We start from the raw sequence: 15,998 nt of genomic DNA on the forward strand, positions 1-15,998 counted from the left end.
GCCTAGGACGCGACTCCGGCACCGTTGGCAGCATGCTGACCCACCCCGCCCCTTCTGGCGCGCTGCTCACCCGCCCGCTGCTCATGACCATGGCCGCCGCGGCCGGTGGGCTGCTCGGGTTCTACCTGCTGTTCGCGACCATGCCGCTCTACGCCGCGTCAGGCGGCGCGGGCGAGTCCGGTGTGGGGTTTACGACCGGCGCCATGATGCTGTCCACGGTCCTGCTAGAGCTGGCCGTCCCGTGGCTGCTGTCGAGGTACGGCTACCGCGCCGTGCTGGCGCTCGGTCTGGTGCTGCTCGGCCTGCCCTCCTTGCTGCTCCCCCTCTCGGCGGGGTTGCCGTTGATCCTCACGGTGGCCCTGCTGCGCGGCGGCGGGCTCGGCATCCTGGTCGTCGCGGGCACCGCGCTGGCGGCCGAACTGGTGCCCACTGAACGGCGTGGCGAGGGACTTGGCCTGTACGGCGTGGCGGTGGGTGTCCCGTCGGTCATCGGGCTGCCGCTGGGCCTGTGGGCGGCGGGAGTGCTCGGCTTCACCCCGGTGCTCGTCGTGGGCGGCCTGATCCCGCTGGCCGGACTGGTCGCGGTACTCGGACTGCCCGCCCTCAGACCCGCCGCAGAGACCGACGCAGCGCCCACCACTGGGCCTGGTGCCAAGGCGGCCGGGACGTTCGATCTGCGGAGTCAGGTGCGGCCCACGCTGATCTTCGCCGCGGTCACGCTGGCCGTCGGCGTGCTGGTGACGTTCCTGCCGCTGGCCGGGTCGCCAGAGCTGGCCTCGGGCGCGCTGCTCGCCCAGTCGCTCGGCACGCCGCTGGCGCGCTGGTGGGCGGGCAAGGTCGGGGACGGGCACGGCTCGGAGCGGCTGCTGGTGCCCGGCGTCCTCGTCACCGCCGTCGGCGTCGCCCTCCAGGTCTGGTCCGCCGAGCCGGTCGCGGTGGTGGCCGGGATGGCGCTGTTCGGCCTCGGGTTCGGGGTGCTGCAGAACGCCACGCTGGCGCTGATGCTCGAACGCGGCCCCGCCGGTCCGGTCAGTGCCCTGTGGAACCTCGCCTACGACGCGGGGATGGGTGTGGGCGCGATGGGGTTCGGCCTGTTCATCGGGCACACGGGCTACCCCGTGGGCTTCGCCGTGACCGCGGCGCTGGTCGCCGCCACCCTGCCACTGGCCCTGCGACGCACCCGCGCCACAACGCACCACTGAAGACTGCGGCAAACCCGCGCCACGACGCACCGCTGAAAATGCGGGTCAGCCGGTCCGCTCGACGCCCACCGTGATCTCGTTGCCCAGCTTGTGCTCACCCACGAGGTCGAGTGAGTCGCCGCTCCAGAACCGGCCCGGGTCATACCAGTTGGGCCGGCGCCCGCCGGGCAGCAGCCCCATCTCCTCGTACGTGATCGCGACGATCTCGGCGCAGTAGGCGCTCTCCAGGGTGCTCTCCCCCAGCCGGCGCCGCAGCTGCGGGATCCGCCCCCTGGCCCAGCGGGCCGCCAATCTCGCGGTGGAGGGGAACGGGGTGCCGTCGAGCCGGGCCACCGCACGCAGGGCCGCGTCCTCCATCTCGGGGGTCGCCTCGGGTTCGAGCTGGCGGAGCCAGGCGCGCTGACCGTACCTGTTGGCCCAGACGGTGACCGCGTCGCGCAGGTCGTGCAGCTGCACCCCACGCTGGTGGCTGCCCGACCAGAGGTCGGGCAGCGACCTGCCGAGCTCGGCGTGCCACATCATGGGCGGCAGGTCCTCGACGACGATCGCCATGCCGACGTGGTTGATCGGGCTGTTGGTCATCGTCTGGATGGCGCGGTCCGGCACCGAGCGCCCGCGGAAGACCCACAGATCACCGGTCCTGGTCAGGCTCACGGCCTCGTCGAGAGTCAGCACACCGTTAGCCTAGGCACATGCGCTGGTGGAAGGTACTCGGATTGGCCGGGGTCGCGGGAGTCGCGGCCACCGGGGTGGCGATCGCGCGGGCCGAACGACGCCGCCGCGCCTACACCCCCGAAGAGATCAAACAACGACTGCGGGACCGCGTCGAGGCGGGCGATCAAGACCACCTCACAAAGTGACAACGCTTTAGCCGGCCGGCCGCAGGTCGTAGACGAATACCACGTCGGGATAAGCCGGGTTGTCGTCATAGTTCTGGATGCCGCCAAGATAAGCCCGCTGGTAGTTGACCACCCAAGGCAGCGCCCCGGCGACCTGCTGGTCCAATATGCGGCTAGTGGCCTGCGCGAAGCCTCGCTGGGCGGCGGCCTTGTCGGTCACCGTGAGCTCGGGCAGCGTGTCGAGCAGGGCGTCCGTCTTCTTGTCCTTCAGATAGGCCAGGTTGAAGACGGGCGGCTCGGCGCTGTGGAAGACGTTGCCGAACCACGAGTAGCCATCGGCGTAGTCCGGCCACCAGTACATGACGAAGATGTCCTGGCCGCGCTTCTTGCCCTGCTCCCATTGGGCGTTCCACGGCATCGCCCGCGCGTCCAGCGTGACGTTGAGCGTCTTGAGCGTGGCCTGGAGCCGTGTGACGAGCAGTCGCTCGTCGTTGTCGCCCTCGGCGTAGGTGAGCCGCAGCCGCAGGGGGCGACCGGTGGGGCCGTAGCCCGCCAGCTGGAGCTGCCGCGCGGCCTCCACGAGGTCCTGTTTCGGCGCTCGTCCCGGGGTGTGGCCGGGCAGCCCTTCCGGCACGATGCCGCTGGTCGGTGAGGCGGCGCCCTTGAGCGCCTGGATGATGCCCTGGTAGTCGACGGCCTTCTGCACCGCGCGCCGTACCCGTACGTCGGCCATGGGGCCCGCGGCCGTGTTGAACAGCAGCATCATCGTCTGGAACGACGCCCGCTCGGATGTGCGCAGGCCCGGCGTGACCGACGCCCTGGCGTACAGGCGCGGGTTGAGCCGGTCCACGAAGCTCACGTCGCCACGGAGCAGCATCTTCCAGGCCCGCTGAGGGTCGGGTATGACGCGGAACTCGACCGTGCGGTAGTGGGGCTGGCTCCAGCCGCCCCAGTAGCCGTCGTACGACTTGAGCGTGAGCTCCTTCTCCTTGCCCTTGCGCCAGCTCGCGACCGTGTACGGGCCCGAGCCCGCGTCCCGGCCCTCCTGGAACCACTTGCCGAGATCGGGCGCGGCCTGGGTGTCGTAGATGTAGGCGGCGTAGCCGGAGGAGGCGACCAGGTCCAGCGGGACCGGGTACTTGAGGGTGAACGTCACGGTCTCCGCGTCGTCGGCCCGGATGCCGGACACCGCGTCCCAGATGTAGGACGCCCCGGTCCCACCCTTCATGGTCCGCTCGATCGACGCCTTCACCGCCGCGGCGTCCAGGGGCCGACCGGTGTGGAAGGTGACTCCCGAGCGCAGCGTGAACGTCCATGTCTTGCCGTCCGGCGACGAGCGCCACGCGGTGGCCAGCCGGGGGCTGGACTTCTTGGTCACCGGGTTCCAGACGGTCAGCGTCTCGTAGATGTTCTGCAGGGCGATGATCTCGTTGGAGTACGAGCGGCTGGGGTCCCAGTCGGTGATCACGTCCAGGTTCTGGACGTACACGAACGGCGACTCTCCGGCCGGTGCCTGCCGTACCTCTGTAGGGGTCGAACACGCGGCGATGGAGAGCACCAGCGCGGCGACCGCTGCGAGACGACGGCGCAACGCATCTCCCTCTGTGACGGATGTACGCCGAAACCTACTGCACGATGCCCGCCAAAAGTCCAAAAGTCCCGAAAAATTAGCCAATCCAGAGATCGAATTGCTATCCTCTGGGCTTGTCCCGTCCGGGGTTGCCAGCAGGGGACCGACCGGAATGAGGTGCCATGGGTCGTAGCCGAACGATCCGCATGAAGATCATCGGCCTACTGCTGGTTCCGCTTGCCTCGATGGTGGTGCTGTGGGGAGTCATCACCGCCGTCAGCGCGAGCCAGAGCTTGGAACTGCGCCAGTACAAGACGCTCTGGACCAACCTGCGGCTGCCCGCGTACAAGCTCATCAACGAGATCCAGCGCGAGCGCCTGGCCTCGGTGAAGCTGCTGCGTACGGGGAGTCCGGCCGACCGGTCGGCCACCGCGGCGCAGCGCACCAAGACCGACGTGGCCGACGCGGACTTCAAGAAGCTCTCCAGCCTGTCCATGAACTCCTCGGAGACGATCCGCACCCAGGTCGACTCCGTGCTCACGCAGATGGACCGGCTGGACGCGGTCAGGGCCGAGATCGACGCGGGCCTGTCCGACCGCCTGCGCGCGGTCGAGTCCTACAACGCGATGACCGACGCGCTCTTCGGCCTGCACCGGCGGGTGGCGTTCATCGACGACATCCCCATCTACGAGCAGTCGCGCATCGTCATCGACATGGGGTACGCCAAGGAGCTGCTCACCAGGGAGCAGGCCATCGCGGTCGGGCCGACCACGGTCGCCGAGCGCAGGCTGTTCACCCAGTGGGTCGGCAACCGGCGCTTCCTCATCGACCAGGCGCTCGACGAGCTCGACCCGCGCCTGCGCGACACGCAGGTGTCGCTGATCACCTCGGCCGCCTATCAGCGGATGCGGCTCATGGAGGACCAGATCATCGCGGGCGGCGCCCCGAAGTCCTGGCTGACCACGGCCGACACGCTGGCCAAGTCGTTCCAGGAAGCCCAGATGCAGGCGAGCACGATGCTCTCCGCGCGGGCGGAGCCGGTGGCGGACTCGGTGCTCTACCAGTCGTTCGTGCTGGCGGGGACGTGTTTCGTCCTGGTGATCGTGTCGATCGCCTTCTCGCTGCGGATGGGCACGCGGCTGTCCAAGGAACTGCTCGGACTCCGGCAGGCCGCGCTCGAAGTGGCCCAGGAACGGCTGCCGCAGGTGGTGGCCAAGCTGCGCAAGGGTGAGAAGGTCGAGGTGCCCGAGTTGTCGGTGGCGAGCACGACCGTCGAGATCGCCGACGTCGGCCAGGCGTTCTCCACCGTCCAGCAGACGGCCGTGGAGGCCGCGGTCGGGCAGTCGCAGCTGCGCGACGGTGTCGGCCACGTCTTCCGCAACCTGGCCAGGCGTAGCCAGACCCTGCTGCACCGCCAGCGGATCCAGCTCGAGGGCATGCAGCACCGTACGACGGATCCGCACGCCCTCGACGACCTGTTCCGCCTCGACCACCTGACCACCCGCATGCGCCGGCACGCCGAGGGCCTGATCATCCTGTCGGGCGCCACCCCCGGCCGCGGCTGGAGCAAGCCCGTGCCGCTGCTGGACGTGGCGCGTGGCGCGGCGGCCGAGGTCGAGGACTACCAGCGCGTCACCGTCGAGCCGATGCCCGGGCAGCGCTTGGCCGGTCCGGTCGTCGGAGATGTGATTCACTTGATCGCCGAGCTCATCGAGAACGCCACCGTCAGCTCCCCGCCGCACACCACGGTCGTCGTGCGCGGCGAGGCGGCGGCCCGCGGCTTCGTCTTCGAGGTTGAGGACCGCGGGCTCGGGATGAGCGAAGAGAAGCTGGCCGAGTGCAACGAGCGCCTGGCCAGCCCACCGGAGTTCGACCTGGCCGACAGTGACGAGCTCGGCCTTTTCGTCGTCTCCCGCCTGGCCGCCAGGCATGACATCCGCGTCACGTTACGCGGTTCACCATATGGAGGGACCACCGCGATCGTGTTGATCCCGGCAGAACACGTGAGCGACCCGCCGGCCGAGCCGGAGAGCCGCGCCAAGGAGCCCGCCGCCCGGCCCATGCGGGTGGTGCCCAGTGAATGACGAGCGGTGGCTGGACGAGGACGCTGGTCCTATCGTCCCCGCCTACTTACTGACCAGGGGCCGGACCGTCCCCGCGAGCAAGGCCATCGACCTCATCGCGGTGATCATCACGGCCGGCGGCCTGACGCCGCCCGCCGGGCTCGGCCCCGAGCATCTGATCATCATGCAGAAGTGCACGAAACCGACCCGGCTCGTGGACGTGGCCGCCGAGCTGAACCTGCCCATCGGTGTGGTCCGGGTGCTCGTCGGCGACCTGCACGCGCAGCAGCTCGTTCAGGTCGAGCCGCCGCGCCCCGCGCCCGACGCCACGGTGCTGCTGGAGGTGATCAGCGGCCTGAAGGCGCTCTGAGAGCGCCCCAGGCCGCACGGGCTGTCCTGTTCAGGCTGCCACGACTGTCACACGGCGGTTGAGCAGGCCGAACACGGCGGCGAAGGCCGCCGCCACCCCGCCCGCGACGGCGGCCACCCCGAAGACCCACTGATATCCGAGTACGCCCGGCTGAGCGGCCAGGACGGCGGCGATGACCGCGCCCGCGGTGCTGCCGCCCACGATGCGTACCAGCGCGTTGACCCCGGCGGCCAGCGCCGTCTTGTCCGGGGCGACGTGCTCGACCGCCATGGTGCCGAGAGCCGCGTAGCCCACCCCGAGCCCGATGCCCAGCAGCGACGTCGCCACGTAGATGTCACCCCCGGTCCGGTGCGCGAAGACCAGCCAGACCGCCGCGAGCGCGACGACCCCGGCACCGGCCGCCACCATCGACGAGGCCGAGAACCTGCGCATGAACCGCCCGGCGAACAGCGAGATCACCAGCATGAACAGCGTGCTGGGCAGCAGGTAGAACCCCACCTCCAAGGTGGAGGCCCCCAACCCCGAGGCCGGCGCCTGGGTGAACCCCGAGATGCCCGTCATGACGGTGAAGAAGGCGAACCCGAGCAGCATCGAGGCCACCGTCGCGCCGACCGTGCCGCGCTGCACCAGCATCGACATCTGCACCAGCGGCTCGGCCACCCGCCGCTCGACCGCCACCCAGACCACCGCGACCACCACCGCGGCCGCGAACAGCCCGATCACCCCCGGCGAGCCCCAGCCCCACGATCCGCCCTCGCTGATGGCCAGCAGCAGCGCGACGAGCCACACGGTCAGCAGGAACGCCCCGGCCAGGTCCGGCCGCCCGCCGCGACCCGGAGCCTGGTCGCGCACCAGGAAGGCGACGATCACCGCGGCGACCACCGTGATCGCGGCGGTGATCCAGAACACGGCGTGGTAGTCACCCGAGGCGAGCCCCGCGAGGATCATCCCGCCCCCGCTGCCGAACCCCATCGTGGCGCTGAGCACCCCGATGCCGGTGGCCAGCTGCTGCCTGGGCAGCAGGTCACGGACCACCCCGATCGCCAGTGGCACCAGCGCCGCCACGAATCCCTGCAGGACCCGGCCCAGGAGCAGCCACGGCAACGAGGTGGCCAGTCCCCCGATGACAGAGCCGATCACCAGGAGGGCCAGCGCGCCGAGGATCATCGGCCGCCTGCCGTACATGTCGCCGAACCTGGACAGCAACGGCGTGGACACCGCGCCGACCAGCAGGCTCAGCGTGAGCGTCCAGCTCACGGCGGAGAGCGAGGTGTGCAGCTCGCGCTGGAGCACGGGAAGCAAGGGGACCACGGCCGTGTTCTGCAAGGCGGCGATGGAGGCCGCGAACGCGAGCGCGACCACCGCGGGCCACGGGCTCCGCTCGGACGTCTCAGGCGGCGCGGAAGCGACGATTGTCGCCATGTCGGCTCCTTAGATAACTTGGGTAAGTAACCGAGAGACGATAATACATACGTAAGTTAGGTAATCAAAGCGATGGGTGAAGATCTCAGCAAGACGGTGTCGGCCTTCAGGCGGTTGGTGACCACCCTCAACCGCGCCAAGACGCATGATCAGCTGACCCAGGCGGCCGGCGTCCGGCTCGACCGTCCTGACGTGCAGATCCTCGTCTATCTCCTCGACGCCGGTGAGCCGCGCAGGGTGGGCGCGATCGCCGAGGGCCTGCAGGTGGAGAGCCCGCACGTGACCCGGCACGTCTCGTCGCTGGAGCAGCGCGGGCTGCTGTCCCGGGTCAAGGACCCCGACGACGGCCGGGCCTGGCGGATCGCGCTCACCGATGAGGGCGCCGAGGCGGCCACCCGATGCCGCCGCATCACCGTCGACTGGTTCGACGCCGCGATCGCCGACTGGCCCACGGAGGAGCGGGCCGAGTTGGAGCGACTGCTGTCCAAGCTCTCCGACGACCTGTGCACCCACCTCCAGGGCCGCTTCGCGGACAGCACGGCCAAGTAGGCGCCCTCAGCCCGGCCCAGCTGGGTGAGCGTGCTCAGCCCAGAACGTCTTCGGCGCGGTGGCAGGCCACCTGACGGCCGTCGATCTCCCTGAGCGCGGGCGCCGTCGCGCACTCCGGCACGGCCAGCGGGCAGCGCAGCCGGAACGGGCAGCCCGTCTCCGCGGGCCGGGCCTCCGTCCTGCCCCTGGCCACGGGCGGCTCTCCCCCGAGCTTCGGTACTGCGTCCCGCAGCGCCAGCGTGTACGGATGCGCGGGCCTGGCCAGAATGTCGGCCGTCGGCCCCGACTCCACGACGCGACCCGCGAACAGGACGTGCGAGGTGCGGCAGAGCCGGCCGACCACGGCCAGGTTGTGCGTGATGAGCAAATGTTCCGTGTCGAGGCCGGCCAGCAGGTCGAGGATCCTGGCCTGGACGGTCACGTCGAGCGCGCTGGTGGGCTCGTCGAGGATGAGCAGCCGGGGGCCGACCGCGAGCGCCCTGGCGATGACCACGCGCTGGCGCTGGCCGCCCGAGAGCTGGTGCGGGCGTCTGGTGGCCAGGTCCGGGGAGAGGCCGACCTGGTCCAGGAGTTCGGGGACGCGGTGCCTGGCGTTCCTGGGGAGGGCTTCGGCTATGGAGGCGCCGACGCGCATCCTGGGGTCGAGGGCTTCGGCTTGGAAGACCGGTTGGACGTCTCTGCGAAACGCCCTCATGTCCGCTTTTTTCAGGGTTTGCTGGCCGTACCAGATATTTCCTGATGTGGGGGTTAGTAGGCCCAGGAAGGCCCGCGCCAGCGTGGTCTTGCCCGAGCCGCTCTCCCCGATCAGGCCGACGCCGCCGTCGGTGAGGTCGAGCGTGACGTCGTGCACGACCGGCGTCTTGCCGTACCCCAGCGTCACCCCCTCCGCCCTGAGCATCGTCACGGCAGCGCCTCCAGCAGCTCACGGGTGTACGGATGGGACGGCTCGGCGAGCACCTCGGCGGCCGGGCCGCTCTCCACGACCGCGCCGTCCTTCATGACCAGCACCCGGTCGGCGATCGTGGAGACCAGCGCCAGGTCGTGGGAGACGAGCAGCAGGGCCAGGCCGCGCTCGGTGCGCAGCCGCCGCAGCACGCCGACGACCTCGGCCTGCACGGTCACGTCGAGCGCGCTGGTGGGCTCGTCGGCCAGGATCACCTCGGCGCCGAGCGCGATGGCCAGCGCGATCGCGAACCGCTGCGCCTGACCCCCGGAGATCTCGTGCGGATAGCGGCGCAGGATGCCCGGATCGAGCATGACCGCCTCAACGGCCTCCACCATGATCCGGTCGGCGCTCAGGCCGTGCAGCTTCAGGGCGCGGCGCATCAGGGTGCCCAGGCGGGTCGTGGGGCTGAGCGCGGCCTGGGGTGACTGCATCACGAGCGCCACCCTGGCGCCCCTGATCTCGCGGAGCCGCCGTGCCGGGGCCTGGAGCACCTCAACCCCACAGACCCGGATATTTCCGGACACGTGGGCGCCCTCGGTGAGGCCCAGCAGCGAGAGCAGCGTGGTCGACTTGCCCGACCCGCTCTCCCCCACGATCGCCACGCACTCCCCCGCGCGCACGTCCAGCTCCGGCACGTGGGCGACCAGCCGCTCGCCGTACCGCACCTGAAGATCCCTGACCTCGATCACTTCACGCCCCTTCGCGGGTCCAGGGCGTTGCGCAGCCCCTCCCCCAGCACGTTGAAGGCGAACGCCGTCACCAGGATCGCCAGGCCGGGAAAGGTCACGACCCACCAGTTCGTGGTGAACAGCGTCTGACCCTGCTCCACCATCAGCCCCCACTCCGCCGTCGGCTCCTGCGCGCCGAGCCCCAGGTACGACAGCGCGGCGGCGGTCAGGATCACCCCGCCCGCGTCGAGGGAGATCTGGACCAGGACGGGGGTGAGGGAGTTCGGCAGGACGTGTCTCAGGACGATCATGGGCGCGGGCACGCCCAGGCAGCGGGCCGCGTCCACGTACCCACGCGTCGAGATGGAGGCCGCCACGGAGGCGGACAGCCGGGCGTACCAGGGCCACCAGGTCGCCGCGATGGCCACGATCGCGGTCGTCACGCTGGGCTGCAGCACCACAGCCAGCGCCAGCGACAGCAGCAGCGCGGGGAAGGCCAGGAAGACGTCGGTGACGCGCATGATGACGTCCCGCACCCAGCCGCCGGCGTAGCCCGCCACCACGCCCAGCGTGACGCCCACCACCGCCGACATCGCCAGCACGGCCGCGGCGATGGTCAAAGAGGTCCGCCCGCCGTACAGGACCTGGGTGAGCACGTCGCGCCCGACCTTGTCGGTCCCGAACCAGTGCGCGCCGCTCGGCGGGAGCAGCGTGTTGACGAGATCGAGCCGGTCCACCGGGTACGGCGCGAGCCACGGCGCCAGGATCGTGGCCAGCAGGATGAGCACGATGAGCACCGCCCCGGCGGCGGCGAACCGGTCAGTGATCTTCGGCAGCGTACGGCGCAACCGCACCGGCTCCGGAGCGTCCTCGGGACGCGGCTCCAAGCGGCCCTCCTGGCTCGTCAGCCCCTCGCTCATCGGGCCCTCGCTCTCGGGTCCACCACGCCCTGGAGGAGGTCCACGATCAGGTTGGCCAGCACATAGACCATCGCGACCAGCAGCGTGACGCCCGCGATGGCCGGGGTGTCGAGGCTGTGGATCGACTCGACGGCGTACCGGCCCAGTCCCGGCCAGTTGAACACCGCCTCGACCAGGAACCCGTTCACGATCGCGTACGCGAAGACCAGGGCGATCAGGGACAGCACCGGGTTCAACGCGGGCCGCAGCGCGAACCTGGTCAGGATCGACGTCTCCCCGAAGCCGAGCGCCCGCTCCAGCCGGGCGTGGTCCTGGCCGGACTCCTCGATGAGCGCCGCCCTGGTCATCTGCGCGATCACGCCCGCCGGGTAGGCCGCCACGACCAGCGCGGGGAGCACCAGGTGTTCAAGTGTGCTGGTGAAGATCGGCCAGTTGCCGGTGATGAGCGCGTCGACGACGGTGATGTTGGTCCAGAGCGTCAGCGGGCTGGTGGTGTCGAGCGTGGAGTCGTACTCTCCGGCGACCGGGAACCAGCCGAGGTTGCTGGCGAACACCGTCTGCAGGGTCAGAGCCAGCCAGAACACCGGGACCGAGACGGCCAGCATGCTCGCGACCCGCACCCCAAAGTCCGGAAATTTCGTCTTATAGCGGGCTGCGAGCACGCCGACCGGAATGCCCACCGCGATCGCGATAAGCAGCGCCGTACCGACCAGCTCCAGAGAGGCGGGGAAGGCGAGCAGCAGATCGTCGCGGACCGGCTGCCGAGTGCGCAGGCTGGTGCCCCAGTCGCCCGTGACCAGATCTCTGAGGTAGTTCCAGAGCTGCACCGGGATCGCGTCGTCCAGCCCGAACCGCAGCCTGGCCGCGGCGAGCTCCTCGGGCGTCGCCTTCGGCCCGGCGAACGCGACCGCCGGATCGCCGGGCACCAGCCGCATGATGGCGAACGTCAGCACGACCACCCCGGCCACGACCAGGACGGCCTGGCCGAGGCGGCGGGCCAGATAGCGCGGCACGGCTCAGCTTGCGGGCTTGAGATCGTAGAAGAAGACCACGTTGGGATAGGCCGGGTTGTCGACGTACCCCTGCACGTCCGCCGTCAGCGCGCGCTGGTAGGTCTGCACGTACGGCACCGCCACCGCGGCCTGGTCCTGGATGATCTGCTTCTGGATGGTCGCGTACGACTGCTCGGCGGCGAACTTGTCGGTGGCCGTGAGCTGCGGCAGCGCGTCGATCTCCTTGTCGATCTCGGCGTTCTTCAGGTAGGAGAGGTTGAACTGCGGCTTGTCCGCGCTCCTGAACACGTTGAGGAACCACGAGTAGGCGTCGGCGTAGTCGGGATACCAGTACATGACGAAGATGTCCTGGCCCTGCTTCTTGCCCTGGTCCCACTGCGCGTTCCAGGCCATCGGCTTGGCCTCCAGGCGCACGTTGAGCTGCTTCAGCGCCGAGCTGAGCAGTGTCACCAGGAGCTTCTGGTCCTCGTCGCCCTGGGCGTAGGTCATCTTCAGCTTCAGCTCGGGGAAGTCGGGGCCGTAGCCGGCCTCGGCCAGCAGCGCCTGCGCCTTGGGCAGGTCCTGCTTGGGCTCCAGGTTGGCGGTGTAGCCGATGAGGCCCTGCGGCACCAGGCCGGTGCTCTTCTTGCCCGCGCCCTTCAGGGCCGCCACGAGGCCGTCGTAGTCGAGCGCGAGCTGGAGCGCCTGGCGGATCTTGACGTCCTTCATCGGCCCGGTGGCGGTGTTGAACAGCAGCAGGAGGTTCTGGAAGGACGGCGTCTGCGAGGGCTGCACGCCCTGGGTCGCGCCCGCCTGCTCGAACAGCTGCGGGTTGAGGCGCTCGACGAAGTTCACCTCGCCCTTCTGCAGCAGTTGCCAGGCGGTAGTGATCTCGGGGGTGACCCGGAAGGCGATCTTCTTGTACTGCTCGGGCTTCCAGCCGCCCCAGTAGTCCTCGTACGCCTTCAGCGTGAGCTCGGTCTCCTTGCCCTTCTGCCAGGTGTCGATGGTGTACGGGCCGGTGCCGGCGTCGGTCTTGCCGTCCTTGAGCTTGTCGGCGGCGGCCGTGTCATAGATGTAGGCGGCGTAGCCGGCGGAGGCGATCAGGTCGAGCGGCGCCGCGTACTTGAGCTTGAACGTCAGCGTCGCCGGGTCGGGCGTCTCGATCGTCTTGACCGAGCCCCAGATGTAGGCGGCGCCCGCGTTCATCTTGATCGTGCGCTCGATGGCCTTCTTGGCCGCCTCGGCGTCCATGGGGGCGCCGGTGTGGAACTTCACGCCCTGGCGCAGCTTGAACGTCCACTGCTTGCCCCCGTCGGCCGACGTCCATTCGGTGGCCAGACGCGGCTCGGGCTTCTGCGACTGGGTGTTGTACCTGGTCAGGCCCTCGTAGATGTTGGACATGGCGATGATCTCGTTGGAGTACGAGGTCGCCGGGTCCCAGTCGGTGACCACGTCGAGGTTGGGCGCGTAGACGAAGGTGGCGTCGTTGGCCTTGGTGGCGGCGACGGCGGACTCGCTCGTCGTGGCGCTCGGCCTCGGTGTCCGGTCCGCACCGCGTACCTGGCCGCCCGCGCACGCGGTTGCGGTCATGGCCACGGCCCCGGTGACCCCGGCGACGAGCAGACGCTTGTGCCAGCGCATGGGTGGGGAGTCCTTTCGATCTGTCACCGGGACAGAGGTCCGGCGGCTTTGACGTGTACCCGCACCGCGGGTTCTGAGAGGTAGCTCAGCGGCACCTCGAGCAGGTCGACGATCTCCACCCTGGCCGGGTCCGCACCCGCCGCCACGGCACGAGCCGCCGCCTCCTCTTTGACTCTTTCGATCGCCTTTGCCCGGCTTTCGCCCGCAGGCAAGATCGTATCGACTCTGCCACTCGCGAGGGCGATAGCGGCACCAACGGCGTTGGCCACCTCGGCGTGCTCGGGACGGATGACACCGCTCACGCCGGGGATCTCGGCGGGCAGCAGAAAGGCGCCGCCACCCACCGCCACCAGCGGACGGTCGGCCCGGCCGAGCGCCATCCGGTCCACGGCGTCGATCACCATGGCGTCGGCGACGGCCAGCGCGCTTTGCAGAGTGTCGCGGAATGTTTCCGTCATGTCGGTGGCGGCTTCCAGCCGTTCGCGCCAGTCGGCGGCGTTCGCCGGGACGCGGCCGCCCGCCACGGCGGCGTCGGTGACCGTGGTCGTGGCGCCGCCGAAGACCAGCGCCTCCTCCGCGATCCGGTACCCCACCGAGTCCGGCCCCACCCGCGCTCCGCTCCCGCCCATCCGGACCACGGTGCCGCCGCCCAGGGCGATGGCCAGGATGTCCGGCATCCGGAAGTTCGTCAGCACCCCGCCGATCTCCACCGCCGCCGCCGACTCCCTAGGGAAGCCGCCGACCAGCACGCCCAGGTCCGTGGAGGTGCCGCCCACGTCGGCCACGATCGCGTCACGTACCCCCGACAGGAACGCCGCCCCGCGCAGCGAGTTCGCCGGTCCGGAGCCGATCGTGGACACCGGCAGCCGCGCGGCGTGCGCCACCGTCATGAGCGTGCCGTCGTTCTGGGCGAGGTACGGCCGCGCCCCCAGCCCCCGTTCGGCCAGCGCCGTCACCAGCGCCTCGGTCACATGCGCCGCCACGCCGTACAGGGCGGCGTTGAGCACGGTCGCGTTCTCCCGCTCCAGCAGCCCGAGGGAGCCGATCTCATGACTCACCGAGACGGGCAGCCCGTACTCGTTCCGGACCAGCTCCTCGACCGCCCGCTCGTGGTCGGCGCTGGCCGGGCTGAACACCCCGGTCACCGCCACGGCGTCGGCCCGTACGCCGTCCAGGAACCGGCGGATCGCGCCGAGGTCGAGCGGGCCGATCTCCCGTCCGTCGACGTAGTGTCCGCCCGGCACGATGACCTCACCGGCGGACACGGCCTTGCGCAGGTCGTCCGGCCAGTCGGAGAGCGGCGGCACGGCGGAGGTCGCGGGCGCGCCGAGCCGGAGCACGGCCACCCGGCCGAGGTTCCTGCGCTCCAGGATCGCGTTGGTCGCGTGCGTGGTGCCCAGCATGACCCGGGTGATCCGCTCCCACGACGCCACGTCGGCCAGCACCGCGTCCAGGGCCGCCCGTAACCCCTCGGTCACGTCCGGCGTCGTCGGCCGCTTGGCCTTGGCCACCACCCGGTCGGCGGCGTCCAGCACGACGGCGTCCGTGTTCGTGCCGCCGACGTCGATCCCGATCCGCAGCGCGCCCTCAGTCACGCGGCTCCCCCTTCGCCAGCTCCTCGATCGGCACGTACTCCAGGTCGTAGCCGAACGCGCGCGGCCCCGCCGTCTCCAGCCCCTTGGGCGTGCGCCAGAGCGGGTCGCACGGCCAGGCGAGCACCGTGACGCGCTGGCCGTAGCGCAGGCTTTCGGTCTGTACGGCGGCGGCCGTCTCGGTGTCGACCACGGTGATCAGGTCGGGCACCATGGCCCTGAGGCGGCCGTTCTCGAGGGCGACGAGGTTCTCGTTCTGGAGCTCCAGCGTGAGCGTGCGGCCCCGGTCGTCACCAGTGCCCTCGATCGTGGCCGTACCCCTGACGAACCCGCCGGTGGTGCGCCGTTCGACGTCCGTCAGTTTGCCGGTGATCAGCCGGGCCGCGCCGAGCCGTTCCGCCAGGGCGCGCAGCGGCTCCGCCACGCCCTCGGTGGCCCGGCCGACGGCCAGCGCGCGGGTGACCGTACCCTCGATGACCGCGCCGCGTGCCTGTGCGGCGGTGAGCACGTAGTCGGCCATCAGCGCGTGCGAGCCCGCCGCCACGCAGACGGCGCGCGCCAGACGCTCGGACCAGAGACCGTCGATGGGGCGGATCGTCACGATGTTCCCCACGATGTCGGACATGATGACGAGGTCGGCAGGCAGCCCCGCCACGTACATCGACACCATCTGCACCTCGGGAAACGCCCGCCCCATGCCGTCTGCGTCGAGCAGCGGCAGGCCGAGCTGGGCGGCCCAGGCGACGGGCGCGACACCGTTCGCCCCGCCGATCTCCGACGACATGACCGCGGCCGGCGGGCGGCCGAAGATCCGCTCGATCTCCTCCGCGATCCGCCTGGGCTCGTCCTCGCCGTGGATCATCTCGTGGCTGACGGTCGGCGCGCCGATGCCGGACAGCGGCACGACCAGCGCGTCCGCGGGCAGATCCGCGAGCTCGATGAGCGGTACCGGGCCATACGTCTGGATCGCCCGGATCGCCGCCAGAGACCCGGTACGCACGTCCCCGCCGCCTCCGGTGCCCAGCACGGCACATCCCCGGGCGAGGGCGGGAATGTCACTGATGTCGATGGTCATATGGCGACACAACCAAGCACATAGCCACTCATTGCGCCAGTCAGGTCGGCGTTACGAGGACCAACTCGGGCCTGTGAACCGTCGGCTCAGGTCGGCGAACCGGGGTTACGGAGGCCGACTCAAATCGGCGAACCGGCAAACCGAGT

General features: G+C 70.3%; 15 protein-coding genes. 5 read left to right on the top strand and 10 right to left on the bottom strand.

The window, feature by feature from the left end; all coding sequences use genetic code 11:
* The first annotated feature begins 32 nt into the window (after positions 1-32).
* The gene (locus AB0C30_RS45385) at positions 33-1,202 is read left to right on the top strand and encodes an MFS transporter (RefSeq protein WP_357955903.1); all 1,170 of its coding nucleotides are present in this window, start codon (positions 33-35) and stop codon (positions 1,200-1,202) included.
* Positions 1,203-1,247: 45 nt separating this feature from the next.
* On the opposite strand, the gene AB0C30_RS45390 is transcribed toward AB0C30_RS45385, so the two are convergent.
* Positions 1,248-1,874 (bottom strand): hypothetical protein, encoded by a 627-nt coding sequence (locus tag AB0C30_RS45390; RefSeq protein WP_357956321.1) that lies wholly within the window; start codon positions 1,872-1,874, stop codon positions 1,248-1,250.
* A gap of 20 nt (positions 1,875-1,894) precedes the next feature.
* Between AB0C30_RS45390 and AB0C30_RS45395 the strand changes: the two genes are divergently transcribed.
* Entirely contained in the window at positions 1,895-2,062 is a 168-nt protein-coding gene (locus AB0C30_RS45395) for a hypothetical protein (protein ID WP_357955905.1), read from the top strand.
* A gap of 7 nt (positions 2,063-2,069) precedes the next feature.
* On the opposite strand, the gene AB0C30_RS45400 is transcribed toward AB0C30_RS45395, so the two are convergent.
* A complete protein-coding gene (locus tag AB0C30_RS45400) occupies positions 2,070-3,632 on the bottom strand; it encodes an ABC transporter substrate-binding protein (RefSeq protein WP_357955907.1) in 1,563 nt (520 codons plus the stop codon).
* Between the two features lie 161 nt (positions 3,633-3,793).
* Here AB0C30_RS45400 and AB0C30_RS45405 point away from each other — a divergent pair, with 161 nt between their 5' ends.
* Entirely contained in the window at positions 3,794-5,695 is a 1,902-nt protein-coding gene (locus AB0C30_RS45405) for a nitrate- and nitrite sensing domain-containing protein (protein WP_357955909.1), read from the top strand.
* The gene (locus AB0C30_RS45410; RefSeq protein WP_357644254.1) at positions 5,688-6,044 is read left to right on the top strand and encodes a DUF742 domain-containing protein; all 357 of its coding nucleotides are present in this window, start codon (positions 5,688-5,690) and stop codon (positions 6,042-6,044) included. The genes AB0C30_RS45405 and AB0C30_RS45410 overlap by 8 nt, the downstream gene beginning before the upstream one ends.
* Before the next feature lie 30 nt (positions 6,045-6,074).
* On the opposite strand, the gene AB0C30_RS45415 is transcribed toward AB0C30_RS45410, so the two are convergent.
* Positions 6,075-7,466 (bottom strand): MFS transporter, encoded by a 1,392-nt coding sequence (locus AB0C30_RS45415; protein ID WP_357955911.1) that lies wholly within the window; start codon positions 7,464-7,466, stop codon positions 6,075-6,077.
* A 72-nt stretch (positions 7,467-7,538) separates the two neighbouring features.
* Here AB0C30_RS45415 and AB0C30_RS45420 point away from each other — a divergent pair, with 72 nt between their 5' ends.
* A complete protein-coding gene (locus AB0C30_RS45420; protein ID WP_357955914.1) occupies positions 7,539-8,015 on the top strand; it encodes a MarR family winged helix-turn-helix transcriptional regulator in 477 nt (158 codons plus the stop codon).
* 34 nt (positions 8,016-8,049) lie between these two features.
* Here the strand turns inward: AB0C30_RS45420 and AB0C30_RS45425 are convergent, their stop codons facing one another.
* From AB0C30_RS45425 to AB0C30_RS45455, 7 genes are read right to left on the bottom strand one after another with little or no spacing between them, the layout of a single operon-like run.
* Positions 8,050-8,913 carry an ABC transporter ATP-binding protein gene (locus tag AB0C30_RS45425; RefSeq protein WP_357956324.1) on the bottom strand — a complete coding sequence of 288 codons (864 nt, stop codon included), beginning with the start codon at positions 8,911-8,913 and terminating at the stop codon, positions 8,050-8,052.
* A gap of 2 nt (positions 8,914-8,915) precedes the next feature.
* Positions 8,916-9,650, bottom strand: coding sequence for an ABC transporter ATP-binding protein (locus tag AB0C30_RS45430; protein WP_357955916.1), 735 nt, complete (start codon positions 9,648-9,650; stop codon positions 8,916-8,918).
* Positions 9,647-10,549, bottom strand: a complete 903-nt coding sequence (locus AB0C30_RS45435) for an ABC transporter permease (protein ID WP_357955918.1) — start codon at positions 10,547-10,549, stop codon at positions 9,647-9,649. The genes AB0C30_RS45430 and AB0C30_RS45435 overlap by 4 nt, the downstream gene beginning before the upstream one ends.
* A complete protein-coding gene (locus AB0C30_RS45440) occupies positions 10,546-11,562 on the bottom strand; it encodes an ABC transporter permease (protein WP_357955920.1) in 1,017 nt (338 codons plus the stop codon). Before AB0C30_RS45440 ends, AB0C30_RS45435 begins: the two co-directional genes overlap by 4 nt.
* 3 nt (positions 11,563-11,565) lie before the next feature.
* Positions 11,566-13,185 carry an ABC transporter substrate-binding protein gene (locus AB0C30_RS45445; RefSeq protein ID WP_357955922.1) on the bottom strand — a complete coding sequence of 540 codons (1,620 nt, stop codon included), beginning with the start codon at positions 13,183-13,185 and terminating at the stop codon, positions 11,566-11,568.
* Positions 13,186-13,208: 23 nt separating this feature from the next.
* Positions 13,209-14,780, bottom strand: a complete 1,572-nt coding sequence (locus tag AB0C30_RS45450) for a hydantoinase/oxoprolinase family protein (protein ID WP_357955924.1) — start codon at positions 14,778-14,780, stop codon at positions 13,209-13,211.
* A complete protein-coding gene (locus AB0C30_RS45455) occupies positions 14,773-15,852 on the bottom strand; it encodes a DUF917 domain-containing protein (protein ID WP_357955926.1) in 1,080 nt (359 codons plus the stop codon). The genes AB0C30_RS45450 and AB0C30_RS45455 overlap by 8 nt, the downstream gene beginning before the upstream one ends.
* Positions 15,853-15,998: the final 146 nt, after the last annotated feature.

It is taken from the genome of Nonomuraea sp. NPDC048901 (assembly GCF_040649695.1).
GTDB lineage: Bacteria > Actinomycetota > Actinomycetes > Streptosporangiales > Streptosporangiaceae > Nonomuraea.

Bases quoted from the DNA above. Each gene is read 5' to 3' on its own strand.
- AB0C30_RS45435 (WP_357955918.1), bottom strand. From the start codon at position 10,549: ATGAGCGAGGGGCTGACGAGCCAGGAGGGCCGCTTGGAGCCGCGTCCC.
- AB0C30_RS45385 (WP_357955903.1), top strand. From the start codon at position 33: ATGCTGACCCACCCCGCCCCTTCTGGCGCGCTGCTCACCCGCCCGCTG.
- AB0C30_RS45395 (WP_357955905.1), top strand. From the start codon at position 1,895: ATGCGCTGGTGGAAGGTACTCGGATTGGCCGGGGTCGCGGGAGTCGCG.
- AB0C30_RS45455 (WP_357955926.1), bottom strand. From the start codon at position 15,852: ATGACCATCGACATCAGTGACATTCCCGCCCTCGCCCGGGGATGTGCC.
- AB0C30_RS45405 (WP_357955909.1), top strand. From the start codon at position 3,794: ATGGGTCGTAGCCGAACGATCCGCATGAAGATCATCGGCCTACTGCTG.
- AB0C30_RS45425 (WP_357956324.1), bottom strand. From the start codon at position 8,913: ATGCTCAGGGCGGAGGGGGTGACGCTGGGGTACGGCAAGACGCCGGTC.
- AB0C30_RS45415 (WP_357955911.1), bottom strand. From the start codon at position 7,466: ATGGCGACAATCGTCGCTTCCGCGCCGCCTGAGACGTCCGAGCGGAGC.
- AB0C30_RS45420 (WP_357955914.1), top strand. From the start codon at position 7,539: ATGGGTGAAGATCTCAGCAAGACGGTGTCGGCCTTCAGGCGGTTGGTG.
- AB0C30_RS45445 (WP_357955922.1), bottom strand. From the start codon at position 13,185: ATGCGCTGGCACAAGCGTCTGCTCGTCGCCGGGGTCACCGGGGCCGTG.